Origin of the sequence: Bombilactobacillus folatiphilus (assembly GCF_023380265.1) — a bacterium.
GTDB classification, from domain to species: Bacteria; Bacillota; Bacilli; order Lactobacillales; family Lactobacillaceae; genus Bombilactobacillus; species Bombilactobacillus folatiphilus.
In genome coordinates, this window is the sequence record NZ_CP093366.1 from 838,747 (window position 1) to 864,111 (window position 25,365).

At 36.0% G+C, this 25,365-nt stretch carries 25 protein-coding genes; 10 read left to right on the plus strand and 15 right to left on the minus strand.

Annotation, left to right across the window (positions count from 1 at the left end; all coding sequences use genetic code 11):
• Nucleotides 1-62: 62 nt before the first annotated feature.
• The 4 genes from MOO45_RS04275 to MOO45_RS04290 all read right to left on the minus strand — a co-directional run bounded on the left by MOO45_RS04275 (nucleotide 63) and on the right by MOO45_RS04290 (nucleotide 4,518).
• Entirely contained in the window at nucleotides 63-2,003 is a 1,941-nt protein-coding gene (locus tag MOO45_RS04275; protein WP_249513709.1) for an FtsX-like permease family protein, read from the minus strand.
• A 6-nt stretch (nucleotides 2,004-2,009) separates the two neighbouring features.
• The gene (locus MOO45_RS04280) at nucleotides 2,010-2,762 is read right to left on the minus strand and encodes an ABC transporter ATP-binding protein (RefSeq protein ID WP_249513710.1); all 753 of its coding nucleotides are present in this window, start codon (nucleotides 2,760-2,762) and stop codon (nucleotides 2,010-2,012) included.
• Between the two features lie 90 nt (nucleotides 2,763-2,852).
• Nucleotides 2,853-3,764, minus strand: coding sequence for a sensor histidine kinase (locus MOO45_RS04285; protein ID WP_249513711.1), 912 nt, complete (start codon nucleotides 3,762-3,764; stop codon nucleotides 2,853-2,855).
• Nucleotides 3,765-3,828: 64 nt separating this feature from the next.
• Entirely contained in the window at nucleotides 3,829-4,518 is a 690-nt protein-coding gene (locus MOO45_RS04290; RefSeq protein WP_249513712.1) for a response regulator transcription factor, read from the minus strand.
• Between the two features lie 86 nt (nucleotides 4,519-4,604).
• On the opposite strand from MOO45_RS04290, the gene MOO45_RS04295 reads away from it, so the two are divergent.
• A complete protein-coding gene (locus MOO45_RS04295; protein ID WP_249513713.1) occupies nucleotides 4,605-5,099 on the plus strand; it encodes a cupin domain-containing protein in 495 nt (164 codons plus the stop codon).
• Nucleotides 5,100-5,189: 90 nt separating this feature from the next.
• On the opposite strand, the gene MOO45_RS04300 is transcribed toward MOO45_RS04295, so the two are convergent.
• The 5 genes from MOO45_RS04300 to MOO45_RS04320 are packed head-to-tail and all read right to left on the minus strand — an operon-like array spanning nucleotide 5,190 to nucleotide 8,576.
• A complete protein-coding gene (locus tag MOO45_RS04300) occupies nucleotides 5,190-6,029 on the minus strand; it encodes a PTS system mannose/fructose/sorbose family transporter subunit IID (protein ID WP_249513714.1) in 840 nt (279 codons plus the stop codon).
• A 14-nt stretch (nucleotides 6,030-6,043) separates the two neighbouring features.
• A complete protein-coding gene (locus tag MOO45_RS04305) occupies nucleotides 6,044-6,853 on the minus strand; it encodes a PTS mannose/fructose/sorbose transporter subunit IIC (protein ID WP_249515159.1) in 810 nt (269 codons plus the stop codon).
• A complete protein-coding gene (locus MOO45_RS04310) occupies nucleotides 6,853-7,338 on the minus strand; it encodes a PTS system mannose/fructose/N-acetylgalactosamine-transporter subunit IIB (RefSeq protein WP_249513715.1) in 486 nt (161 codons plus the stop codon). Before MOO45_RS04310 ends, MOO45_RS04305 begins: the two co-directional genes overlap by 1 nt.
• The gene (locus tag MOO45_RS04315) at nucleotides 7,335-7,754 is read right to left on the minus strand and encodes a PTS sugar transporter subunit IIA (protein WP_249513716.1); all 420 of its coding nucleotides are present in this window, start codon (nucleotides 7,752-7,754) and stop codon (nucleotides 7,335-7,337) included. Before MOO45_RS04315 ends, MOO45_RS04310 begins: the two co-directional genes overlap by 4 nt.
• Before the next feature lie 15 nt (nucleotides 7,755-7,769).
• A complete protein-coding gene (locus tag MOO45_RS04320; RefSeq protein ID WP_249513717.1) occupies nucleotides 7,770-8,576 on the minus strand; it encodes an SDR family oxidoreductase in 807 nt (268 codons plus the stop codon).
• Between the two features lie 160 nt (nucleotides 8,577-8,736).
• Between MOO45_RS04320 and MOO45_RS04325 the strand changes: the two genes are divergently transcribed.
• A complete protein-coding gene (locus MOO45_RS04325; protein ID WP_249513719.1) occupies nucleotides 8,737-9,714 on the plus strand; it encodes a sugar-binding transcriptional regulator in 978 nt (325 codons plus the stop codon).
• Nucleotides 9,715-9,827: 113 nt separating this feature from the next.
• Entirely contained in the window at nucleotides 9,828-11,066 is a 1,239-nt protein-coding gene (locus tag MOO45_RS04330; protein ID WP_249513720.1) for an MDR/zinc-dependent alcohol dehydrogenase-like family protein, read from the plus strand.
• 168 nt (nucleotides 11,067-11,234) lie between these two features.
• Here MOO45_RS04330 and MOO45_RS04335 read toward each other — a convergent pair whose 3' ends face one another.
• On the minus strand, nucleotides 11,235-11,564 hold the full coding sequence (locus MOO45_RS04335; RefSeq protein ID WP_249513722.1) for a PTS lactose/cellobiose transporter subunit IIA: 330 nt from the start codon (nucleotides 11,562-11,564) through the stop codon (nucleotides 11,235-11,237).
• 16 nt (nucleotides 11,565-11,580) lie between these two features.
• On the minus strand, nucleotides 11,581-11,892 hold the full coding sequence (locus tag MOO45_RS04340) for a PTS sugar transporter subunit IIB (RefSeq protein ID WP_249513724.1): 312 nt from the start codon (nucleotides 11,890-11,892) through the stop codon (nucleotides 11,581-11,583).
• 182 nt (nucleotides 11,893-12,074) lie between these two features.
• Here MOO45_RS04340 and MOO45_RS04345 point away from each other — a divergent pair, with 182 nt between their 5' ends.
• From MOO45_RS04345 to guaB, 6 genes are all read left to right on the plus strand, one after another.
• Nucleotides 12,075-12,806 (plus strand): alpha/beta hydrolase, encoded by a 732-nt coding sequence (locus MOO45_RS04345; protein ID WP_249513725.1) that lies wholly within the window; start codon nucleotides 12,075-12,077, stop codon nucleotides 12,804-12,806.
• 214 nt (nucleotides 12,807-13,020) lie between these two features.
• Nucleotides 13,021-14,322: a PTS sugar transporter subunit IIC gene (locus MOO45_RS04350; protein WP_249513726.1), complete on the plus strand. Its 1,302-nt coding sequence runs from the start codon at nucleotides 13,021-13,023 to the stop codon at nucleotides 14,320-14,322.
• Nucleotides 14,323-14,387: 65 nt separating this feature from the next.
• Complete coding sequence (locus MOO45_RS04355) at nucleotides 14,388-15,410, plus strand: serine hydrolase domain-containing protein (RefSeq protein WP_249513727.1); 1,023 nt, start codon at nucleotides 14,388-14,390, stop codon at nucleotides 15,408-15,410.
• Nucleotides 15,403-16,458: a dipeptide epimerase gene (locus MOO45_RS04360; protein WP_249513728.1), complete on the plus strand. Its 1,056-nt coding sequence runs from the start codon at nucleotides 15,403-15,405 to the stop codon at nucleotides 16,456-16,458. The genes MOO45_RS04355 and MOO45_RS04360 overlap by 8 nt, the downstream gene beginning before the upstream one ends.
• Before the next feature lie 11 nt (nucleotides 16,459-16,469).
• Nucleotides 16,470-17,228 (plus strand): serine hydrolase, encoded by a 759-nt coding sequence (locus tag MOO45_RS04365; protein ID WP_249513729.1) that lies wholly within the window; start codon nucleotides 16,470-16,472, stop codon nucleotides 17,226-17,228.
• Between the two features lie 189 nt (nucleotides 17,229-17,417).
• Nucleotides 17,418-18,554 carry an IMP dehydrogenase gene (guaB, locus tag MOO45_RS04370; RefSeq protein WP_249513730.1) on the plus strand — a complete coding sequence of 379 codons (1,137 nt, stop codon included), beginning with the start codon at nucleotides 17,418-17,420 and terminating at the stop codon, nucleotides 18,552-18,554.
• Between the two features lie 63 nt (nucleotides 18,555-18,617).
• Here the strand turns inward: guaB and MOO45_RS04375 are convergent, their stop codons facing one another.
• Nucleotides 18,618-19,484 carry a DegV family protein gene (locus tag MOO45_RS04375; protein ID WP_249513731.1) on the minus strand — a complete coding sequence of 289 codons (867 nt, stop codon included), beginning with the start codon at nucleotides 19,482-19,484 and terminating at the stop codon, nucleotides 18,618-18,620.
• Between the two features lie 129 nt (nucleotides 19,485-19,613).
• Here MOO45_RS04375 and MOO45_RS04380 point away from each other — a divergent pair, with 129 nt between their 5' ends.
• Nucleotides 19,614-21,335, plus strand: a complete 1,722-nt coding sequence (locus MOO45_RS04380) for an NFACT RNA binding domain-containing protein (protein WP_249513732.1) — start codon at nucleotides 19,614-19,616, stop codon at nucleotides 21,333-21,335.
• A gap of 33 nt (nucleotides 21,336-21,368) precedes the next feature.
• Here the strand turns inward: MOO45_RS04380 and MOO45_RS04385 are convergent, their stop codons facing one another.
• The 3 genes from MOO45_RS04385 to pyrR are packed head-to-tail and all read right to left on the minus strand — an operon-like array spanning nucleotide 21,369 to nucleotide 25,348.
• On the minus strand, nucleotides 21,369-23,747 hold the full coding sequence (locus MOO45_RS04385) for an ATP-binding protein (RefSeq protein WP_249513733.1): 2,379 nt from the start codon (nucleotides 23,745-23,747) through the stop codon (nucleotides 21,369-21,371).
• Complete coding sequence (locus MOO45_RS04390) at nucleotides 23,719-24,831, minus strand: carbamoyl phosphate synthase small subunit (protein ID WP_249513734.1); 1,113 nt, start codon at nucleotides 24,829-24,831, stop codon at nucleotides 23,719-23,721. The genes MOO45_RS04385 and MOO45_RS04390 overlap by 29 nt, the downstream gene beginning before the upstream one ends.
• Entirely contained in the window at nucleotides 24,815-25,348 is a 534-nt protein-coding gene (pyrR, locus tag MOO45_RS04395; protein ID WP_249513735.1) for a bifunctional pyr operon transcriptional regulator/uracil phosphoribosyltransferase PyrR, read from the minus strand. Before pyrR ends, MOO45_RS04390 begins: the two co-directional genes overlap by 17 nt.
• Nucleotides 25,349-25,365 lie beyond the last annotated feature (17 nt).

The window sequence follows — 25,365 nt, forward strand, 5'->3', positions numbered from 1 at the left end:
CTAAACAAAACAAATTCTTTTTCAAAAATAAAAGCATCCCTTTTAGAGGATGCTTTTAAAATCTATTCTATGCTCATTGTTTTTGTATTAACAATTTTTGTGTACGCTCGTGTCGTTAAAGCATAAACTATCAAATAGTAAATTATGAGTAAAACTAGAGTTGTGATTGACACCGCCAACAATATCAACACATTGTATATGGAGAAAACTGCTAAAATACTTTTAATAGCCGGTAATGCAAATGCTAAATTAATTATGGCACCAATAATCGGTAGCATAAATAAAAGCAACACTTGACTACGGATTGTTTGTGCCGTTTCTTGTTTACTCAATCCAACTTCTTGCATAATTTGAAAACGTTGACGATCTGCATACCCTTCAGATAATTGTTTATAATAAATTAATGCTCCCGTCAACAGAATCATCGACAAACTAATTAAACCACCAACAAACAAAATACTACCAACTAAACTATTCCAAAATCCCTCTAACTCTGGCTTAGAAGTGTACTGTTCAGCTGTCAGATGTAACGCTGTAGTAACTAGTTTTGATGCGTGTAAAACTCGCTTTGAATTTCCAGCCAAATTTTGACCTTGAACATAAAGCCAAGGTTGATGATTGATTTGTTGTGCCACTTGCCTGTTAGCTGCCACAATAAAAAGTGATTTATAAATACTATTTTGATAATTAAACTGCATTGCAAATTGAGGAATCATTTTAGTTCGATATTGTCTACCATTTAGTGTCAGCTGCTGTGCCACTTTTTTACCATCATCAGTATAAACCAAAATTTGATTTGGTTGCAATTGATAATGTTTACGACTCAAATTATTATATTCCGCTAAAGTTAGAGTGGACAGTTGATGTGTAGCCGATGGTGCAGTCATACTAGAAGGAAAAATATGATGATTTTTAACAATTACCGCCTGTGGTACAGTCATCATCATTTGTTTAGGTTTAGATATTTTAACATCCTGTTTTTTAACTACTTGTTGCATAACCTTTTGCTCTGTTGCCGAAAAAGGTTTGCTTTGCGTCATCATCAAATCATAAGGAGCACTACGATTAATCATCTTTTCCTTGCCAACATACAAGCTTACGCTACCAACTAAAGCCACTAAAATGGTCGTACAGAGTAGACAGATAGAAGCCAAGCTCGCTCCATTTTGCTTCATCCGATATAAAGTTCCTGAAACAGAAATAAAATGTTTGGGCTGATAATAAAATTTTCGATTTTTCTTCAGTAACTTTAAAATAACAATACTGGAGGCAATAAACAAGCCGTAAATACCAATGATCACTAAAATCATTGCTAACACAAATTGGACCATTGCTTCTGCGTTGGGTGAAGTTTTGACAGCAATCCAATAACCCACCGCCAAAAATAACAGACTGCTAACTCCCAACAACCAATTGCTCTTCGGTTCGGGCTCCGGTTGTTCACTTTGATTCCACAAATTTGCCGGTTGAACTTGGTAGAGACTTTTAAAATCGCTCATAAATAATATGCTAAAAATGCCGCTAAATATAACCGTTACTAAAATTAAACTATTCAAACTAAATTGTTCCACAATCGTTGTAGTTTGCAAGAAAAATGTCAAAATTAAAAAGAATAATTTACTCAAAACCAGACCGACAATTAGTCCTAAAACTACAACCATCGCCCATAGGATTAAAATTTCATACAAAACTACTAATCTCAGATCGCCCTTTGTTAAACCTAACATGTTGTACAGCGCTAATTCTTTTAATTGTCGCTTCATCAAGAAACGATTAATATAAAATAAGAAAATTACTGACAAAACTGTCACAAAAATAGCGCCCAAAAGGATAATGTAACTGGCATTGGTTCCAGCTGCAGTCTGTTTCAAACTAGAATTTTGGGTCATTGACCAAAAAATTTCACAAATAGCCACTAAAAGCATACTGACTAAAATAAATGGTATATATAATTCACGATGACTAATTAATGCTTTTTTAGCTAGTCTCCAATGAATTTTCATTATGGTCTACCCCCTCACCAACAAAGCAGCACTATTCGTAATCTGTTGTAAATATTGTTCAGACGTTTGCTCACCGCGAAAGATTTCATGAAAAATCAAACCATCTTTAATAAATAAAATCCTTTTAGCATGACTAGCTGCTAAAGCACTGTGCGTCACCATCAAAATTGTTTGACCAGCTTGATTAATTTGTTCAAACAAACGCAACAACAACTCGGAATTATATGAATCCAAAGCTCCTGTTGGTTCATCAGCTAAAATGATTTGTGGTTTTGTGATTAAGGCTCTTGCCGCTGCAATTCGTTGTCGTTGACCACCTGACACTTCATATGGATAACGTTTTAGCAATTCAGTCAGTTTTAAACTTTTTGCTAAGGGCATCAAACGTTGCTGTAATTGTGGAACTGGAGTTTTATTCAAGACTAATGGTAATAAAATATTATCTTGATTATTAAATGTATTCAACAAATTAAAATTTTGAAATACAAATCCTAAATTCTTTCTTCGATACAAAGCCGCTTGATTCTCAGACAAATCAGCTAAATTTTGGCCATTGATTTGCAGACTACCACTGGTTGGCTGATCCAAAGTAGCAATCAAATTCAAGAGCGTCGATTTACCAGAACCTGATTCCCCCATGATAGCAATATAATCACCCTCTTGTACCTCAAAGGAAATATCTTTTAACGCTTCGACTGTCTCAATACTTTCTGCTTGTTCAAAATTTTTTTTGACATGTTTCAATTCAAGTAAACTCATTAAAAAACCTCCTTGACTCAACTAAATCATTACTAGCATCAGTGTACAAAGCTAGAGATTTTCTCACAAGTTACAATTCTGTCAATGACCTTACAATTTAGCAATGTGTTGTACATGCTCAGCAGGAAAAACTATACACACTGTTGTTCCTTGATGGACTTTAGAAGACAAATTCAATCGAAGATTTAGTTTATGACTAATTTGCTGTGCTAAATAAAGTCCCATTCCTGTGGACGATTGATTATCACGACCATTTTGACCAGTAAAACCCGGCTCAAAGATCCGCGGTAATTCACTAGCAACAATGCCAACACCAGCATCTATAATTAGTAAAGTATTATTTTGCCATTGAATTTTTATCTGACTTTGTGAAGAAGAATATTTCAAAGCATTAAAGATTACCTGTTCCAATAATGTTTGCAGCCATTTAGAGTCCGTTAAAACTTTAACTGATTCCACCTCAACAAGCGGTTGAATTTGAAATTTAATAAAAAAAGTCGCATATTTTTGAATAATTTTAATCACAATAGAACTTAAATCAACCCAGGTAAACCGCAAATCATGTTGAAAATCCAATAAGCGATCATAATTCAACATTGTCTCCAATTGTTGTTGAATCATTTCCGTCTGTTCTCGGACTCGTCTACTAGATACCTGTTCTGAATCTTCACTCAAAATTAGCAAATCCGTAATTGGAACTTTAATTTCATGTGCCCAATTGATGAGATAAACTTGATACTGTCGGAATTGCCTTTGCAAGTCAGCATCTTTTTGGACTTGTTGATTAACTTGAGATTGTAATTGTTGTTGATATTCACGTTCAATCAAAGTTACTGGCGGCCACATCGAATGTTTATTTACTAATCGTTTTAAATTACGTTTTTGATGAACAATTTGCCAAACAATTTGAGCAATGATGAATAAAAAACTAAATCGCAACAAATCCCACCAAATAATTAAACGGACATGATATAACCCAAATAACAATAATAACAGTGCCATTATCCAGAAATAGCAAAATAAAATATTTTTTTGCTCCCAAATTAAATGTAAATCTTGTTTTATTTTATTTTTCATAAGGAATTAACCGATAACCAGCTCCAGGCTGCGTTACAATATATTTTTGCAAACCAATTGGTTGCAGTTTGTGACGCAACCGACTCATGTTGACTCGTAAGGTAGCAGCGTCTAAAAACAAACCGCCTTGCCAAAATGTCTGCAAAAAACGTTCTGTGGAAATCAATTGATCAACATTCAAAATCAACTGTCGCAGAATATTTCCTTCCATCGGCGACAAACTAACATGTTGCTGATGAAAAACTACTTCATTTCCTAAAACATAAAAAACATATGGTCCAAAAATTAATTGATTGGTCTGTTGTTGCATATCATAAGTTTGAGTTCGCCGCAAAATTGCTCGAACTTTGGCTACTAACATACTAAGATTGAAAGGTTTAGTTAAAAAATCATCAGCTCCATTAGATAAAGCACGCAATATAGAAGGTTCTTGATCCACAGCAGTCAAAAAAATCAACGGAATTTTAGAAATGGCTCGAATCTTTTGAGCCCAATAAAAGCCATCAAAATTTGGTAAATTGACATCCATAATTATTAAATCTGCATGAGACTGTTCAAAATCTTGTTGGATGTGTTGCCAATCATTAGGTATTTGTAATTGGATATTCCATTTGAGAAAAGATTTTCGAACTTCTTGGATTAAAGTCTGATCATCATCGACTAGAAAAACGGTTGTCATGATTGCCCCCTATTTTTAATTAAGTTTCTTAAGAAAAATAATTTTTGAATTATAATATCCTTAGTATAAGAAAGGATTTGAATATTTTGCAACCGAGTATTGAATATTGGCGAAAAGAATTACAATTAGAGCCACACTCCGAAGGCGGATTTTTCAAAGAAACCGCGCGTAGTGAGCAAACAATTAAGACTAGCCGTGGACAACGTCCGTTATACACATCTATTTTATTTTTATTAACAGACAAGAATCCTTCTCACTTACATCGACTGAATTCAGATGAAACTTGGTATTATCATGCCAATGATCCACTCAGTATTCACTGTATTTTTCCGGACGGTCATTATCAGGAAATTGTCATCGGACCGCAGGTCGACAAGGGACAAGTTTTATCTTACACAGTTCCTAAAAATACGATTTTTGGTTCCAGCGTAGCACAAGGTCACAGTTTGGTTAGTTGTGTCGTAGCGCCTGGTTTTGACTATCGAGATTTTGAATTATTCACTCAAGAAGAGTTGCTTAAGTTATATCCACAACATCAAACCATTATCAAGCAACTGGCTTATCAAAGCTTACCTCATTAAAGAAATATTTTCATATAAATACGAAAAACAGGCCATGTTACAACAAGCCTGTTTTTTAATTATTTTAAAATAAAGATACTCTGACCTAATTCACTTCAAAAATCCTAACCAATAACCTAAAATCCCTAGACCAAATAAACCAAAAATCAGGATAATTGGATTAATTTTCTTTTTCAATAAATACATCATTAAAAGTGTTAAACCCAAAGCTGGCAAACTCGGACAAAGTTGATCCAAAATATTCTGCAATGTCGTGACTGTCGTTTTTCCATTAACCGCCGTTTTAGAAATAACTAGTGGAATATTAATTGTAGTCCATTTCGGAATGAGCACTCCCATAACGAAAAGGCCCAAAACAGTAGCACCTTCGGTCAACTTAGGTAATAGATTGCCTGAAATATCTTTAATTAGATCAAGCCCCTTATTATGACCCATCGTTAGCCCAAACCACTTTAAAGCTAATCTAAAGCCATTAAACGCCAAGAAAAAGATAATTGGACCGAGCCACGAACCTGATAATGCTAACGAAGCACCTAAAGCTGCTAAAATTGGTCGCAACGTTCCCCACATCAAGGGATCACCAACTCCTGCTAACGGGCCCATCAAACCAACTTTTAAACTTTGAATGGTTCCTTCATCAACATCTTCGCCATTAGCTCGGGCTTCTTCCATCGCAATTGTTAAACCAACAACGGGCCCGCAAAATCCCGGTGTCACGTTAAAAAATGTCATATGCCTTTTTAATGCAGCGATTTGTTCTTTTTTATCATGATAAATTCGTTTAATTGTCGGGATCATATCCACGCAAAATGCTAAACCATGAATAGTTTCGTAATTGTAGGATGCCTGTTGAAAATTCTCGAAAACAAACGTCCAAATTAGATCCTTTTTAGTTACTTTTTTGGTTTTAACCGTTGGTTCCTTGGACACTTTGAACACTCCTTTCAATCGTCCAGTTCATCTTCACGCAATTCTAACTGAACATTTTCATTCGATTGAGTTACCGTCTCAGCTTTTGTGAATTTAGGATTTAATTGAACATAAATAATTGCTAAAATCAAACCTAAAACCCCAAATGACAATAAACTTAATTTCAGATAAGCGCCTAAAATGAAGCCCAAGTAAAAGAACGGCATTAAGTATTTCACACTCATCATATTTAAAACCATGGCGTAACCAACAACCGTAATCATTCCTCCGGCAACGTTTAATCCCCCCGTAATAACTTGTGGAATCGCATTCAGCAAAGTTTTAACCATCGTTGGACTCACAAAAACCGCAACCAAAGTGGTCGGCAGTGAAACCCGCAGGGCTTGAATAAATAAAGCAGAAAAATGTAACCACTCTATTGTCTTAAACTTTGCATTTTCTGCAGCTCGCTGGGCAGCATGTTGAAAGAAAACTGTAATCGAACGTACAATAACTGTTAAAACCTGGCCTGCAGCAGCAACTGGTAAAGCGATTGCAATACCTTTGGTAATACTTTGATTACCCATCACAACCAAAATTGTGGAAATCGTACTTGCTAAGGCAGAATCTGGCGACTGAGCTGCGCCAATATTCATCCAACCTAAAGCAATTAATTCCAGCGTTCCACCTAAAATAATTCCTTTCACTGGATCCCCAAGAATTAATCCCATGACACTACAAGCAATCAAAGGACGATGTGTCTGAAATTCATCAAGCACACTCCCCATTCCTGTAATGGAAGACCAAATAAAAACCAAAATAATTTGTATAACCGACATTTCTATCACCCTTCTGCTGGCAATTTTTCCATTAAATTAATATGTGGATCTGTTTTAACAGTCTGAATATCTAACTTGACTCCTAAATCATTAAGTTGGCGAAAAGATTCGATATCCTGCGCATTCACCGAAATTGCTTTAGTAATTTGACTTCGATCCTCTCTATACTGCATACCACCAATATTCAAGATTTTAATAGCAATCCCTCGTTGAATAACTTTCAGTGCTTCAGTCGGATTCGTAAATAAATAAAAAACTTTTACATCCTTATATTTGGGATTATTGTAAACAGCCACCGCTTTTTTGGCATCCACAATATTAACTTTCATTCCTGGAGGACAGGCCTGTTTTAACAACGTTTTTCTAATCTCGTCATGATAAACATCTTCATCTACAATAATCATGCGATCGGCATGAGATTCTTTAGACCAAACAGTTGTAACTTGCCCATGAATCAGTCGATCATCAATTCTAGCCAAAGTAATAATCATTCCATATCATCTTCTTCCGTTTTTTGTAGTTCTAAGCTGAGAATTCTTGTATAAGAAGTGCTATTTTGATTAATTTCGCGGGTAAGCTGCGAACAAGTCATCGAAAGTGACATATTTGCCACTTCTAAACAAATTGGTAGCGACATGCCTGCGATCACATCTGTTACTAAACCTTTCAAACATAAAGTTGATGCTGCATTGTATGGTGTTCCGGAAAATAAATCAGCAATAACCAAAATTTCTTCATTGGTATCAAATTGCTTAATAACCGCTTTCATTTTTGCTTGAACAGTTTCTAAGCCCTCTCCTTGTAAAAAAGGAACTTCTTGAAAATTATCAACTTGACCAAAAATCATTTCAACAGCACTTTTCATTGCAATTGCGGTCTTATCATGACCCGTTAATATAACTTGCATTGTATCCACTCCTCACTATCCGCGGGACTTTCCACCGGCAACATTGGTCGTCACACCGGTAATATAGCTAGCTCGGTCTGAAAGATAATATGCTACCAAATCAGCAACTTCGCTCAAATGACCGCTTCTTCCCATAGGCGTTGTCGTTTCACTTTTATAGCCAGCCCGGATATCGGCAACGGTTTTGTGTCGCGTATATGCCAAAGCTTCCTCATATTCTGGTGTTCGCAGACCAGTCGCCTCCATAATTCCAGGCGCAACTCCGACAACTCGAACATTATATTCACCTAATTCTTTAGCCCATGAACGTGTGAAACCATTAATCGCGCCTTTTGTCGCAGAGTAAACACTTTGTCCCACCGAACCTTCCAAGCCAGCTTCTGACGACATATTGACAATAACGCCTTGCCGTTGCTTGACCAATTGTCTAGCTACAGCCTGTCCTAAGAGAAAAACACTCTTAACATTGACGTCAAACATCTTTGTAAAATTAGTCTCTGTAAATTCATATTGACTTTGTGGATTTTTGGAATCTACTAAAAGACGTGGCAAATTAATGCCCGCATTATTGACTAAGCCATCAACTCGTCCTTCTTTCTCAATAACTTGTTTAACTAAAGTATCGACATCCGCATCAGAAGTCACATCGGTTTTGACATACAGATATTGTGAATCATTTCCTTGATCCTGATTTTTTTGTAAATCTGCATTATAAACGTGTGCACCATCTGCCAATAGCTCACGAACAATTGCCAAACCAATTCCCGAAGAACCACCGGTGACAATAAATACTTTATCCGTTAAATTTAACCAATTCGACATTTTAATTACTCCTCACATAAGTGTATTTTTTAAGAAAGTAATTGTTAATCTATTCATAAGCTATTATAAATACCGTGTATAAGTTGTAAACAATTCTAAATATTATTTCACAAATGTGATATATTTAAGTAAGGTATTTTTTTTAAAAGGAGTGCTACCAATGACATTGTCAAATGCAGAGAAAATGGATCGTCTAATCAAAATTGCCAAATTGTACTATGAAAAAAATTATTCCCAACAAGAAATTTCCGCAATCGTGCATATTCATCGAACCGAGATCAGCCGTTTACTCACACTCGCTAAAAAAATGGGCATTGTTCGAACTATCGTAAGAGCACCCATCAATTCCCAAACACAAGAATTATCAGATTACATTTGTCAAAACTTTGACGTTAAACAAGCGGTTGTTGTTCCGACCGATCCGCAAGAAACCTATCAAGATACTTTAAATTCCATCGCTTTATACGCTAACGAAGTTATTAATAATTACTTAACTGATAACTGTGTCGTCGGCTTATCATGGGGTAAAACTTTAGAAGCTATTGTCAATCTCTTTTATCCACAGGAAAATTATGAACATATCAAAATAGTGCCACTAATTGGGGGACCCTTAGATCAACTAGAGATGTCTTGCCAAGCAAACTCTTTAGTTTCCAACTTAAGTCGAAAAATTCCGAATTCTACAATTAGTACCATCAATGCGCCCGCTTTCATTAGATCGCTGGCTGCTAAAAAAGAAATCTTAGCTACCAAAAATAATCGTGATACTGTCAACTCATGGAAGAAAGTCAATTTGGCCATTGTTGGAATCGGTAGTGTTAAAAACGTTACTAATAATTGGCATCAATTCTATAAACAAATGGGTGTTGGTGAAATTTATCCTCAATCTATGGTGGGCGATATTTTATCGCAAGCTTATTCACTTGACGGCACAGAATATCAACAAACTTCCCCCAATTTAGTTGGTATGGAGTTAACTAATCTTAAAAAGATTTCTACAACCATTGCTGTCGCTACTGGTAGCAAAAAAATTGATGCTATTTTAGGTGGTCTCCGCGCTCAAATATTTAATGTTTTAATCACTACAGACAAAACTGTGCAACAAATCCAAAATCAGATCAATAATTCACAAAAGTGATTAAATTTTAAAAAGGATTGTATTCAACAAAAGTTCTGTTATATTGCAAGCATAAGCAAGTGATTGTTAACCTATTCAAATAAAATCACATTAGTGAAGAAAGCTTGTAATATATGAAAAGTACTGGTATTAGAATTTATGGCAAGGACGATCTACGGCTCGAAAATTTTGAATTACCCGAAATTAAAGATGATGAAATTTTAGCGACAGTTGTCGCTGACACAATGTGCATGTCGTCATGGAAATTGGCCAAAGAAGGTGAAGATCATAAAAAAACGCCTGCTAATTTGGCTCAAAATCCCGCTTTAGTTGGTCATGAATTTTCTGGTAAAATTTTAAAAGTAGGAAGCAAGTGGGCAAATAAATTTTTTGAAAATGAAAACTATGTAATCCAACCAAATTTAGCGCGTGATGACACCCCGTTTGTCCCAGGATATTCTTATCCTTACATCGGCGGAAACGCAACTTGTATTATTATTCCCAATGAAGTCATGGAGTTAGGCTGCTTAATTCCATTCAAGGGACAAGCGTATTACGAAGGTGCATTGTGTGAACCACTTAGTTGTGTCATTGCCGCATTTAGTTCACAATTTCATTTAATCCCTCACACATATAATCACACAATGGGGATTAAAAATGGCGGTAATACTTTAATTTTAGGTGGTACTGGTCCAATGGGGTTATTAGCAATTGACTATGCCATTCATACGGATAAAAAACCTAAAACATTGGTTGTCACTGATTTAGTCGCTGACAAACTTGCACGTGCTAAAGAATTATATCCTTCATCTGAAGTAGAAATGAAATTTGTCAATGTTGACGGACTCTCTATCGATGAACAAAAGCAAGCACTGTTAACTGCCGTAGACAATGAGGGCTATGATGACATTTTTAGTATGGTTAGTGTCAGTCCTATCTTGACTTTAGCTGGACAATTATTGCGTGCTGATGGTTGTCTGAATCAATTTGCTGGTCCTATGAAAAAAGATTTTTCCGCTAACCTTAATTTTTATGACGTTCACTATAACTTCACTCATGTCGCAGGCACCTCAGGTGGAAACGCCACCAATGAGGCGCAAGCAGCACAATTAATTGCAGAACGTAAAGTAAACGTTGCCAAAGTAATTACCCATGTTTTAGGACTAGATGCCACCTCTGAAACTATTCTTCACCAACCAGAAATCGGCGGCGGCAAAAAATTAACCTATGTTGGTCATAAATTTGATCGAATAGCAATCGACCAAATAGCTACTAACTCTCCATTAGGACAAATTCTAACAGCTCACAATGGACTTTGGTCACCTGAAGCTGAACAATGGATTTTAGCTAACACTGATGCAATTGATTCTTAACACATTCAAGTTTAAAAAAACAAAATGGTCAGCTCGCCAAACGCAATCTTAAATCAATAAAAAGTGCTCCATCATAGTCAATTCATCTGACTATTGTGGAGCACTTTTTATATTTAATAAATTACCTACCAATTCCATATTTCTTAATTTTTGATCTACTTATTTCATTTATTTATTGCTTAACTCTGCTACTTTTTGATTCAAATGAACTAGATGAATAGTAAGATCGCGAATTAGTTCGGCAGCCATCATTTGATCTTCAGCATGCACTAATAATGCATTCATTGAACTTGCCTCGCCATTTTGTTGTGCATCATCACTCAATAGTTTTAAATGTGTTTTTTGAGCAGCCTTCAGACAATCATTCGCCAGCTTAAGCTGTTCGTCGACCTGGGAAAAATTTTCCTTCTCGGCTTCAGCAATCAAATTCATCAAAATTGAGCGTGCCTCACCAGTATTACTAATAATGTCAAATGCAATTTGTTCAGTGTTATCCATATTTACCAGCTTTCATTCATTTGTTTAGTTCTTGCTGTACCAAATCTAATAATTTAGGTACAGCGACCGGATTATACATGGTTCTCGGGATCATAAGAAATGGTGTGTCATGATCTTGGGCCTGTTCTTGAATATAGTCCTTACGATAAACAGACTGGGGTGCCAATAATACTATATCAAATTGGTCATTGCCTAATAAATCAGCAACTTCTTCCGTTCCCACTGCTTGCACTGTAATTTTTTCTTGGCGCTTTTGACCTTCTTTTTGTAAACCATCTGCGATTAAAGAAGAACTCATACCACCACTGCATGAAAGTAAAATTTTCATATTATTGATACTCCTTAATTATTAAAATACTCCTGATATTATAGTAAACGATATCACGTGCTTTAATTCTAAGTAATTTAAATTAAAAAAGCAATTATTTTTTTAAAAATATACCAAAGTGTCATTTTCAGTGCTAAATTAGAATATTGGAAAATAAAATCAATATCTTACTGGAGGTTTTCATGGCTCTTTTAAAATTAACTAGATTCTCACTACTTTTGCAAAATCAATGCACCACCCGTATTTTATTACCTGATAATTTAGAAATTAACCAGCCGTTAACAGTAATCTGGTTGCTCCATGGTCTGGGTGATAACGGAACTTGTTGGCTTCGCAAAACTACTTTGGAACAAATTACTAGTAATTATCGGATTGCCGTTATTATGCCAGACATGGGACGCAGTTTTTATACCAATGCTAAAGACGGCCTCCCCTATTGGGATTATTTAACCGAAGAACTAATACCTCAAATGCGGCGACTATTACCTCTCAGTAACCAAAGAAGTGAAAATTACTTATTGGGTAACTCGATGGGCGGTTTTGGTGCATTTAAGTTAGCTTTCAAACACCCCAATTGGTTTCAAGTCGTTGCTACCTTTTCTCCAGTTGTTGATTTAAATATTGTCAAAACTATTATGCCAGACTATACACATATTTTTGGTAGCCAAATTCCTCAAAATTATTTACAAAAATTAGCAAAACAATCATCGCCAGAACAACTAACAAGTATTCATTGGCAGCACACTATTGGTCAAAATGACTTCATGAAAGACGCCAATGATCAATTTGCGCAATGGATGAAAACCTTGAAGCTAGACTACACTTACACGGTCAGTCCTGGTCAACACGATTGGTCATTCTGGGAAAATGAATTGGTTAAACTTTTTAAAATTTGGCAACTTCCACTTGTTTAATTGATCATTTATCCAATAAATTATCTACTAATTACTTAAACTAGCTAAATCTCAAACAAAAATTTCCATTAATACAAAATGCAATCTCACTACACTGATTATTTAATAAAGATGAGATTTGCCTAAAATTAATTAAAGTTTTACTTGTACTTTAAAAAGTGATTGGTATAATATTTTTTGTAATCGTTTTAATTAAAACTTCAGGGGGAGCAATATGAAGAAATTTGACTCAGAAAAGATTGCGAGCTGGATGGCCAAATTAGCTGGCAATCGATATTTTACGGCAATTCGTGATGGGATGGCTGTTATTATTCCCGTCTCAATCGTCGGATCTTTTTTTACAATTGCTGCACAATTACCAATACCAGCTTGGCAAGCATTCGTTAAACCTTATGTAACCGAGTTAAGTGTTCCAGTAACTTTTTCAATCGGCTTAATGGCACTTTATTCATGTTACGCTATTGCCGCGAGTTTGGCTGGCTATTATAAATTAGATAAAATTTCCAGTGGTACGATTGCTGTTATGGTTTTTTTAATGCTAGCTGTTGAACCCGGAACACTGACACCAAAAATGGGAAAAGCCACTGGAATTGTAGCTGGAACAGTCTTTCCAGCCAAAAATTTTGGTTCCTACGGCTTATTTACAGCGATGGTTGTTTCTATTCTTAGTGTGGAAGTTATTTATTTCTTTAAGAAAAAGAATTGGGTTATTAAAATGCCAGATGGCGTTCCACCAGCTGTCTCTAATTCCTTTATGTCTTTAGCACCTACTGCCATTTTAATTATTTTGGCTTGGGTCATTAAGTCGGGCTTACACTTCGACTTAAATCAATTTTTACTTTCAATTTTGTCACCCCTGTCACATTTCGGCAAAGACAATTTTATTTCTGTTATCATACCTATCTTTTTCAATTCTATTTTCTGGCTATTTGGAATTCATGGTGCGATCACTTCGACACCGATTTACCCTTATTGGTATAACAATTTATCAGACAATATGGCAGCTATCACTCATGGAGCAACAGCCGCAATGGCTCCCCATTTTATGACAGAACAATTTTTCCAATTTTTCGTTTATATTGGTGGCTCGGGGTCAGTTTTAGCTTTATGTATTCTGTTAGCTTTCTTATCAAAATCTGGTATGGGCAAAACAATGGGCAAGGCCGTTTTAATCCCAAGTATTTTTAACATCAATGAACCTGTTATTTTTGGTTTACCGATTGTCATGAACCCTTACTTCGCTATTCCCTTTATTATTGCACCGTTGGCCGACGGTATTATTACTTGGTTGGCTACCATTAGCGGCCTGTTAAATAAAACAACCGCATTGGCTCCTTGGACCTTACCAGCACCGATTGGAGCATTCATGGTTACAGGTTTTGATTGGCGGGCGATTGTGATTACAATTATTAATATTATTGTTGCCATGGCAATCTATTTTCCATTTTTCAAAATGTGGGACAAACATCAGCTTGATATTGAACAACAAGCCGCTCAAGACGACTCTCCAGCTTAATTTTTAACCCAAAAGTATCAATTTATAAGATTGATACTTTTTTTAATTTAGAAAGGAACTGATAAATGACCCCAGCTGAACAAAAGATCAACCAACTAATGAAAACAGCTATTAATCAAAAAATTGTTTATGGCGTATCTTATGCTTTCGTTAGTGCTAAAGAAGAACAAATTTTTTATTTGGGAGATCAAGGCAAAAATCAGGAAAAAGTAGCGCTAGAACCCGACATGTTATACGATCTCGCCTCGCTAACCAAGGTTGTCGCTACGACTACTAGAATTCTTCAATTGCTGGAACAAAATCAAATCCACTTAGATGATCATGTTGGATATTATCTACCAATGATTCATTATCCACAAATTACTATCAAACAATTACTATTACACAACAGTGGTTTGCCAGCAGATATATCTAATCCACAAAAATTGGATTCTCAACAACTAATTAACGCTATTACACATGCTAAACTATTAACCCCATCAAATACTAACACCATTTATTCAGATTTAGGATATATCTTATTAGGCTGGTTAATCGAACAAATTGACGGCAATTTAGCTCACAGTTTTGCTAAAAATATCTTTGAACCATTAAATATGCAACATACTAAATTTAATCCCATTAGTAATCAGACATTAAATTTTGTACCCACAGAATTCGATTCAACACGTGGTGGCTTAATTCGCGGTCACGTTCATGATGAGAAAGCCGCAATTTTGGGAGGAATTAGTGGACATGCTGGCCTTTTTTCGACATTGAATGATCTAACCAAATTTACCAGAATGTATTTGAATCAGGGCTGTTATCATGGCCAGCAACTCTTAAATACTACTAGTTTTGCTTACTTAAAGAAGACTTATTGTCGCGGTCGTACTTTAGGATGGAAAAAATGGACGCCAACAGGCAATCAGTTATGGCACACAGGTTTTACTGGAACTTCCATCGCTTTAGACTTAGATCATCAAACGGGCTTTATTTGTCTCACCAATCGTATATACCCTACCCGCAATGACAGGCGTTGGCTCCCAATCAGACGTGAAGCCATCAAACTTTTTTATCATAAAGAGGAGAAAATTATCAATGACTGATCTAATTATTCAAGATTTAACGTGTCAATTGTTGCATACCGAGCTAAAACAGCCGTTTACCACGGCTTTACACAAAGTCACAGAAGTTCAAGCTGTTGAAGTCAAAATCACTTTATCTAATGGTCTCACCGGTTTTGGAACTGCGACACCTAATGAAAAAGTCACTGGTGATACTCTGGCAACTATCCAACAAGTGATTATCGAAGTTTTACGGCCTTGCTTACTTCACAAACATTTTTGGCATTGGAATTTACTTTTAGATGATTTGCAAAATAGTATCATCCATAATACCGCTGCCAAAGCGGCTGTAGAATTAGCACTTTATGATTTACGCCGTCAAATCTTTGGTGTGAGTCTGACTGATCTATTAGGTGGACATAATCAAAAAGTGATAACTGATTACACAATTAGTATTGCCAAGCCTCAAATCATGGTTCAACAGGCTCAACAGTTAGACCAACAAGGCTTTTCGGCATTAAAAATTAAGGTGGGCCAACGCCCAATTTTAGAGGAAATTAGTATTGTCAACGATATTGCTAGTGCGGTCTGTGAACATCATGTACACCTTCGAATTGACGCTAATCAAGCTTGGACGGTTAAAGAGACTTTATTAGCGGATCAAATTTGGTATGAAAATAATCTGCCAATTGATTTTATTGAGCAACCTGTACTTGCTCAACAAATAAATGCTATGGCCAAGTTAACAGCACAAACTCATTTTCCAATTATGGCTGATGAAAGTGCCTTTTCAGTAATTGACGTTCTTAATTTAATTGAACAAAAGGCGTGTGACTTTGTAAATATTAAGTTAATGAAAACAGGTGGTCTTAGAAATGCTCAACAGATTAATGATCTTTGCGCAACTGCGGGAATTTCTTGTATGATCGGTTGTATGATTGAACCCATTAATAGTATCACGGCGGCAGTAGCATTCGCGAGTGCGAATACTAATATCAAATTCGTCGATCTTGACGCAATTTTAATGACTAAAACTGCTTCACATAATTCATTCTTAAAAATTGACCAAAATATCTTAACACCTAAGTAAGGACAAGCATTGTGAATACTTTAAAATCAAAAATCAACCAAATTTTGACAACCAGTCCATTTGATTACGCGATTCAGATAAATAGAGGAACAGATATCTTAATGGCTACCAACACTCAGGTCATCTTTTCTGCTGCCAGTTTAATTAAACTAGGTATTGCTCGCTATTTGGTCGACCTCAGTCAAAAAAATCCCGACATTTTACAAGAAAGATTATCATTCATCGCAGAACAACGTGTCGGTGGAGCTGGTATTATCGCTGACCTAGACCAAAATAGTTGGTTAGTTGAGGACTTAATTCGTTTAATGTTAAGTTTATCCGATAATAGTGCCACCAACCTGTTATTACATCATTTTACTGTTTTGAAAATTCACAATTGGTTAAATGCTCACTACTCACAAATCAATCTGCGACGCTTGATGATGCAAGCCAGTCATAAGCATCAAGATAATAGCCTTACTCTGAGTTCTCTAATGCAGCTTTGGCAAGATTTGTTCAATGATCACTCGGCTGGTGCACGAATTGTCCAACAAGCTTTATCGCACCAGCATAATCAACAAAAATTAGTTGCCAATAAAAATCAACTCGTGACATATAACAAAACTGGCGAACTAGCCCTCGAAGAGCATGACCTTGCACGCTTTCAATTTACTAAGCAAATTATCGATTGTGGCATTCTCGTCCATTTCAATGACCCCAGCCAAAGAAAACAAGCGATTAAACTAATTCAACAAATCGGTACCTTAGTTATTAATCATTTTGATTGTTAGACTAATTTAATAATTAAAATCAAATTTCGACCTTGCTAAATTCTTTCATGATGAATCTGGGCTTTTTTCGTCATTAAAAGAATTAATCTTTCTCATTTGTGATTACACTACGGAATCAAGCATTTGACAAAGCTATGATATGTGATAGATTAATATCAATTTTACATAGAAATTTTCAGGAGGATGAAGTTGCAAGCTAACGAAAAATTTTTAAAACAAGGATTAACCTTTGATGACGTCTTGTTAATACCCGCAGAAAGCGACATTTTGCCACGTGAGGTATCCTTAGATACCCAATTGGGGTCAAATTTGAAATTACATTTACCAATTTTAAGTGCTGGTATGGATACAGTGACGGAAAAAGAGATGGCCAAAATCATCGCTTTACAAGGTGGTTTGGGTGTTATTCATAAAAATATGTCTATCCAACAACAGGCCGAACAAGTCGAAGCAGTGAAAGCGGAACTTGCTACCAACAAAATGGCTGCCGTAGATGACAACAAGCATTTACTTGTCGCCGCTGCTGTTGGCATAACTAACGACAGTTTTGACCGCACTAAAGCTTTAATTGATAACGGGGTAGATGCAGTTGTTATTGATACCGCGCACGGACATTCTAAGAGCGTGTTGGAAAAAATTGCTCAGATCAAAAATGCTTTTCCTGATTTAACTATTATTGCAGGCAATGTCGCCACAGCTGCAGGTACTAAAGCTCTATTTGAAGCTGGTGTTGATGTTGTGAAAGTTGGAATTGGACCTGGATCAATTTGTACAACGCGCGTCGTAGCTGGTGTGGGCGTCCCGCAAATTACGGCAATCTTTAATGCCGCACAGATTGCTCATGAATATGGTAAGCAAATCATTGCTGATGGCGGAATTAAATATTCTGGCGACGTTGTTAAAGCCTTAGCTGCAGGTGGTAATGCAGTCATGCTAGGTAGTATGCTGGCCGGTACCACAGAAGCACCGGGTGAAGTCTTTAGTGACGGCAACGGGAAGCAATTTAAATATTACCGGGGGATGGGATCTGTAGCTGCTATGAAGCACGGTTCCTCAGATCGCTATTTCCAAGGCGATGTTCAGGAATCTAAAAAATTAGTTCCAGAAGGCATCGAAGGAAAAACCAAATATAAGGGTGATGTCACTGATATTCTTTTCCAAATCTCTGGCGGCTTACGATCAGGAATGGGTTATGTCGGTGCCCATAATATTCAAAATATGATTGATCACGCACAATTTATCCAAATTACTAATGCAGGTTTAATTGAATCTCACCCACACAACATTACTATCACCCGTGAAGCACCCAATTATAGCGGAAAATAAGTAAACTAAAAAAGCTTTGGTTCAAAAATGAACCAAAGCTTTTTATTATCTAAAAATTAGCAATTATAATTGAGTAATATCTTTCATCCAACCTAAAGCCATCGCTTTTTCGCCCAAATGTGTGCCAATCACTGGTCCGAAATAAGTCTGTTCAATTACTACATTCGGAAACCGCTCGCGCAAATGAGCCGTCCACCGATCATTCTCCTCAGGATCATTCGCATCAATCACCAATAACCGATATGAAAAATCAGCCTGTGCTAAAGCTGCCGCAAAACGATCCTCACTTTTTAAATAAGCTCTTTTTTCAGAACGAACTTTGCCATAAGCCACAATCTCATCGCTTTGATCATCAAATGTTAGTAAGGGTTTAATATTTAACATCGTGCCGATCACTGCTGAAGCATTTGATAAGCGACCGCCTTTAACTAAATTATTTAAATCCTTCACAACAATATTTTCATCAATAGTTCGTCTTAAATCATCTAAACGTGCTAAAATTTGATCTAACTCAGCACCATCTTGAGCCATTCTACCAGCTTCCAAAGCCAAATAGCCCATTAATTTTACTGTAATCCGCGAATCATAAGGGACAATTTTAATATTAGTCTTACTGGCGGCCAGTGTACGCAAACTATTAATAAAACCCGATATTGTAGCTGCCAAATGAATCGAAATCACCGTATCATAACCTTGATCAGCCAAGTTATCGTAAACTTTTTCCATTTCACCTAAGCTAGGTTGCGAAGTCTTAGGCAATTCATCCAAATTACGTATTTTATCGTAAAAATCTGAATTAGTAATATCGACACCTTCATGATAAACCTCACCTTGAATGATGACTGGAATTGAAACAACAAGTATATTATATTTTGCTGCTTCTTCCGCAGTTAAGTATGAAGTGCTGTCGGTTACTACGGCAATTTTCATGTAAATAAGATACCTCACTAATCCATATAATTAAAATTATGCAAAATCCAACAGATATTATTGTATCATAAACCATATAATGGTGTAAAATAGTAGTTTAAGGTTTAATTTTAGATCAAGGAGAAAAATATGTCATTTGACGGTCTTTTCACGCATGCGATGATTCAAGAATTGCAACCAATCTTACTCGGCGGACGTCTAAGTCGGATTCATCAACCATTTGCGCAAGAATTAATCTTGACTATTCGGAGTAATCGTCGCAATCACAGTCTATTACTTTCTGCTAATCCCACATATGCCCGTGTGCAATTAACGCAGAGTAAATTTCAAAGTCCTGCGACACCAAGCAATTTTGTTATCACTTTGCGTAAACATTTGGAAGGCTCTATTTTAAAGAATATTGGGCAGATTGCTAATGATCGAATTTTAACCTTGACTTTTCAAAGTCGTAATGAAATTGGCGATTTAAAAAATATTACTTTTTATGTGGAAATTATGAATCGCCATAGTAATATCGTCGTCGTAGATGATCAATCCCAGAAAATTATCGACGCAATCAAACATGTCGATATCACCCAAGATCGTTATCGTGAATTATTACCCAAAGTTCAATATCGGCTCCCTCCCCAACAGACCAAAATTAATCCCTACGACATTTTTATTCGTGAAAAATTCATCAAGCAACATTGGTCTGAGATAGCTGCATTGGAAACTGAGACCTTAATAAATTACATTCAAAATAACTTACAAGGATTAGATAAAATAAGTGCTGGCGAACTAAGTTATCAAAGCCAAGCTGCTGCTACTGAACAACAATTGAGACAAATCTGGAACAAATTTTTTCAGCTTCCCACAAATGATCAAGGATACATTTATACCAAAAAATATCAACAAATTTTTACCGCTAAAAGCTATTCATATTTACTCGCACAGGACTACCAAGCTCAAAGTTTTGAATCTTTGAGCCAAATGTTGGATACATTTTACAATGATCGAGCACGAAAAGATCGTATCCGCCAGCAGGCTAGTAATTTAATCCAAGTACTAAAGCGAAATTTAAAGCGGAATCAAACTAAAGTTAAACGTCTGCAAAAAGATTTAGTCAAAACAGAATCCGCCGAACAATATCGTATTAAGGGCGAATTACTCACAACTTATATTCATCAAGTTAATCGCGGTAACCAACAGGTCCAATTACCTAATTACTATGATAATGAACAACCACTAAATATCCCATTAAATCCTGCCTTGTCACCAGCTCGCAACGCACAAAATTATTTTAAAACTTATCAAAAATTAAAGAAATCAATTAAACACCTGCAAAAACAAATTGAGAATACGACAACCGAAATCGACTATTTGCAGGGGATTCTTAGTCAATTAAATTATATTGATCCCAACGATTTGCCTGGTATTACTGCCGAATTACAGCAGCAAGGTTATTTAAAACCACAATTAAACAAAAAAAAGCGCAAAGTCAAATTATCTCATGGATCAGTTTATCAAGCTAGCGATAGAACAACAATTCGTGTTGGTAAAAATAATTTACAAAATGATTATTTAACTAATAGAGCAGCAGACAAACGATATACTTGGTTACACATCAAGGATTTACCTGGGTCACATGTTATTATTGAATCTTTTAATCCTAGTCCTGAGACACTGATTGAAGCGGCACAACTGGCAGCCTACTTTTCTAAAGCAGGTCCTGAAAGTAGCAAAGTCCCCATTGACTACACACTCATTAAAAACGTTCATAAACCTAATGGTGCCAAACCTGGCTTTGTAACTTACACCAACCAAAAAACACTATTGGTAAATCCAAAAATCACTATTCCACAAATCCAATAATTATTAGTTATCGTCACATCACGATAACTTTTTTTATAATGAAGATGATGGTAGCTCAAAATAATTGACACGACTACTGTACAAACCATTTTTGTGATGAATTAAGGTTACCTTGCGTCCAAAATAATCCTGCTGTTTATTTGAGTATTTAGAATTAACTCCCAACAAAACATGTCCCAGCGTCGTCACAAAGTTGGAATTGATTTGTTGAATTAATCCAATATTCGGTGTAAAACCTGCTAAAACTTGAACCACACGTTGATTTTTTAAGATCAAAGTTCCATACGGAATTTGTGGCAATCTTTTCTTAATATACCGATTAACTAATTTAACAATCTTGGCAGTATGTTTACCTGGGATAGCTGTGAATTCTTTTCGATGACCGCCATTTTTTCTAAAAATTAATGTTAAAGGCGACGACAACCAAGTTTGGTGATTTGTATCTTGAATAAAGACAACTTCCTGAAAAGGTTGACTAGGTTCTAAGTTCAAATAACTATCAAAATTAAAAATTGTTAAATGATATAACTTTTGGTGTGTCTCTTGCGTATTAATTTTCAGTTGCAGCGAATTTTCATGACTATACAAATAGTGTTGCTGATCCAAGGTATCCATATAAAAATTAATATCTGTCTTTGCATCACTCTTAGTCAACAAATTGCCATAAACGGCTGTCGAAAAACCATCATCACGAAATGACACGAGCAAATGATGTGCCAATAAAAATTGTTGATAATTTAAAAGTGCATCCGCCGTTTGATAGTTATTAATTTCAATTTGAAATCGTTTATTTTGAGGTTGATCGTATAAATAAGTGGAATAATAATTCTGAACTTGATTATTGGCTGGAAGATCAAACAAAGTTGGCGTAGGTTGTTGAATTTGTTGAATCGGTAATTGAGAAACCAGTTGTTGCGCCTGCTCTAGCGTCAAATGCCAAAATTTAGCAATCAATTGATTATCAAAACCATAAATTTTACCTTGTACCAATAAATCTAGATCACCTTTTTGCTGGCACAATGTCTGTGCCAACTGGAATAGGTGTTCTAGCGCTTGTAAAAACATCAAATTATAATGCGTGAAACTTTGAATTTCATGCAAATCAAATCCACGCCCCATCGCCTCGCAAACCACTAAAATGCGATTTACTTTCGTTCGAAATAAATCAGCTTCCAGCTGTTCATCACTCAAGAATTTTAAAGGATGGTTCCAAAATATCTCCATTGTTAATTCCAGAGCATTAAAGGCCTTCATTGTCAAGCTTTCTAAATTATCACCATTGACAATAATTGCACCAGTGGAAGTTTGATGCGGACCTAGTAAGACCTGCAAATTTTCTTGACGATCTGATTGCCATGTGGGAATACGCGCAGTTAAATGACTGGCAGTTAGTTCTACGGCTGCATTAAAAGTTTTCCCGTTTAATGTTGTAACTTCCTGTAACCTTTTGCCATCACTAACTTGACACATCACTTCGAAAAGAGGATAGCCCAAATTTTCGATTAAAGGCACCATTTTACTCCGAAATGTGGGCGAAATTTCTAAAACATAAAACGATTCACTTTCCTCATCAACTGCTAAATGAAAAGTACAAATGCCCACAATTTTGAGTAAGGTCGTCAATTTTAAAACGGCATCTCGTAAACGTTGAAATAACGTATCTGTGATCGAAAAAACTGGCGCCACGCTGGTCGAATCATTTGAATGAACACCGATCGGATCCATATCTTCTGATGAATATAGCATTGCACTATTATCAAATTTATCTCGAATTGTCACCAGCGTTAATTCTTTAAAATTATTAATTCCACGCTCTATCTCAAAACTTTCAACTTCATCATGAACCTGAAAAATACCAGCTAACTGATCGGAATTATTAATCGTATTCCAATAAGCTTTTTGATCAGCCATATTGGCCCGAATTAAAACGGGAAAATTCTGCTTTTGTGAAAAACGGAGCGCTTCTTCATAACTCTGCACATTTTGGTGCTCAATCAATCGAAAATTATGTTCCTGTAAATATTTATTTAGCGAGCGCTTACTTAGGCTCAGCGTTAAATTTTGCAAATTAAAACTCAGCAATTGTGTTTCACTAGCCTGAAAGGTCGGATCTTTCAATAAATTACGAAAAACATTAAACGTATTATTCCCGTTAAAACAAGGAAAAATATAATCAACCTGATATTGTTTGATTAACGCATTGATATTCGAAACTGTAATTTCCTTATATATTAGTGTTACCTGTGTAGCAGAAAAGTTAATCATTGACTCCCGATTTTCTGTCAACAAAAGTACCTGATAACCACTTTGATAAAATGACTTGATTGCAATATCAAGTGCTCGCTCCTGCTCAATTTTTTCATTAGTTACTAAGCCTGTAGTATTACCAATTATTAACATTGTTTTGGTCATATTTTTTACCTTGCACAAATGAATTAATCATTTCGATAAACTCATCAAATACATACAACACATCATGTGAACCAGGAGCAGCTTCTGGTTGAAACTGTACCGTCATAGTTGGATCACGACGATGTCTTAATCCTTCAATTGTATTGTCTGTCAAACAACGATACGTAATAAAAAAATTATTCCGTGCTTCCTTTGTAAAATCAATCGTATAATTATGGTTATGATTGGCAAATTCTACATTTTCCGTAGCAATTTCTAACGTCGGCACATTCGAACCGTGGTGACCGCTCTTCATTTTTTTGACCAAAGCACCATTTGCCAACGCTACAACCAAATGACCTAACCCGACTCCCATAATAGGAATGCGACCTTCTAGGACTTGACAAGTCGCTATTGTATCAGGAATTTCTGTGGGATTTCCTGGTCCACTTGTGAACAAAACCGCATCTGGATCTAAATCCATAATCGTCGCTGCAGAAGTATTGTACGGTAAAATAATCGAATCACATTTGCGAATTGATAGTTGACGCAATAATGAAAATTTCAGCCCCAAATCAATCACTGCAATTTTAAAACCAACATTAGGATTAGGATATGGCTGTTTGGTTGAAACTGTTTTAACCCGATCCCGTGGAATAACCAATGCCCGAATTTGATCCATCGCATGTTCATCATCAGTATCCATAATACTTGCTTTCATGGAACCGTATTGTTGAATATGTTTGGCTAGACGTTGAACATTAATATTGGTAATGCCGGGAATACGTCTTTTTTTCAAAAAAGAATTCAACGAATTATTGGCAGCACTTGTTTGTTGTACAAAATTAACACTACCAAAAATAACCCCCCTGCAACTGGGCGAAATGGATTCATAATCGTCTCGATTCATTCCCGAAGTATTAACAAGTGGACTCACAAACACCAAAATCTGATCATTATAAGTTTGATCAGTAATTGCGTGTTCCACCCCGTTCATATTGTTCGTAATTACTAATTCACCAGTAGAAATAATCGGTGCACCTAATGGATCACCAGCAAAAACAGTTCCGTCTTCTAAAATTAAATATCTAATTTTGCTCTTCATGACTAATAATTTCCACACCATCTTCGTCATCGACTTCTGCCATTGAAACCTTAATTGCTTCATGACGCGATGTGGGAATATTTTTGCCCACATAGTCAGCTCGAATCGGTAATTCACGATGACCTCGATCTACCAAAACAGCCAATGAAATCTTTCCTGGACGTCCAATACTCATAATTGCATCTAAAGCTGCCCGAATTGTGCGTCCTGTGTACAACACATCATCCACTAAAACCACGTTTTTATTATCAATATCCTTATCTGTAAACGTTGGAATTGCACCCTCAGTTGTCTTCTGATCATCTCGAAAATTTGTCACATCTAATTCAAAGAAAGGAACTTCATAATCCTCTAATTGACGCAAACGATTTTGAATTCTTTGTGCCAGAAAAGTTCCTCGCGTTTTGATCCCGATTAAAACTAAATTTTGATCGCCCTTATTTTTTTCAATAATTTCATAAGTGATGCGCGTCAAAGTTCGTTTCATGGTTTTATTATCAACAATTTCTTTTTTCATAACCTACTTCTCCTAGA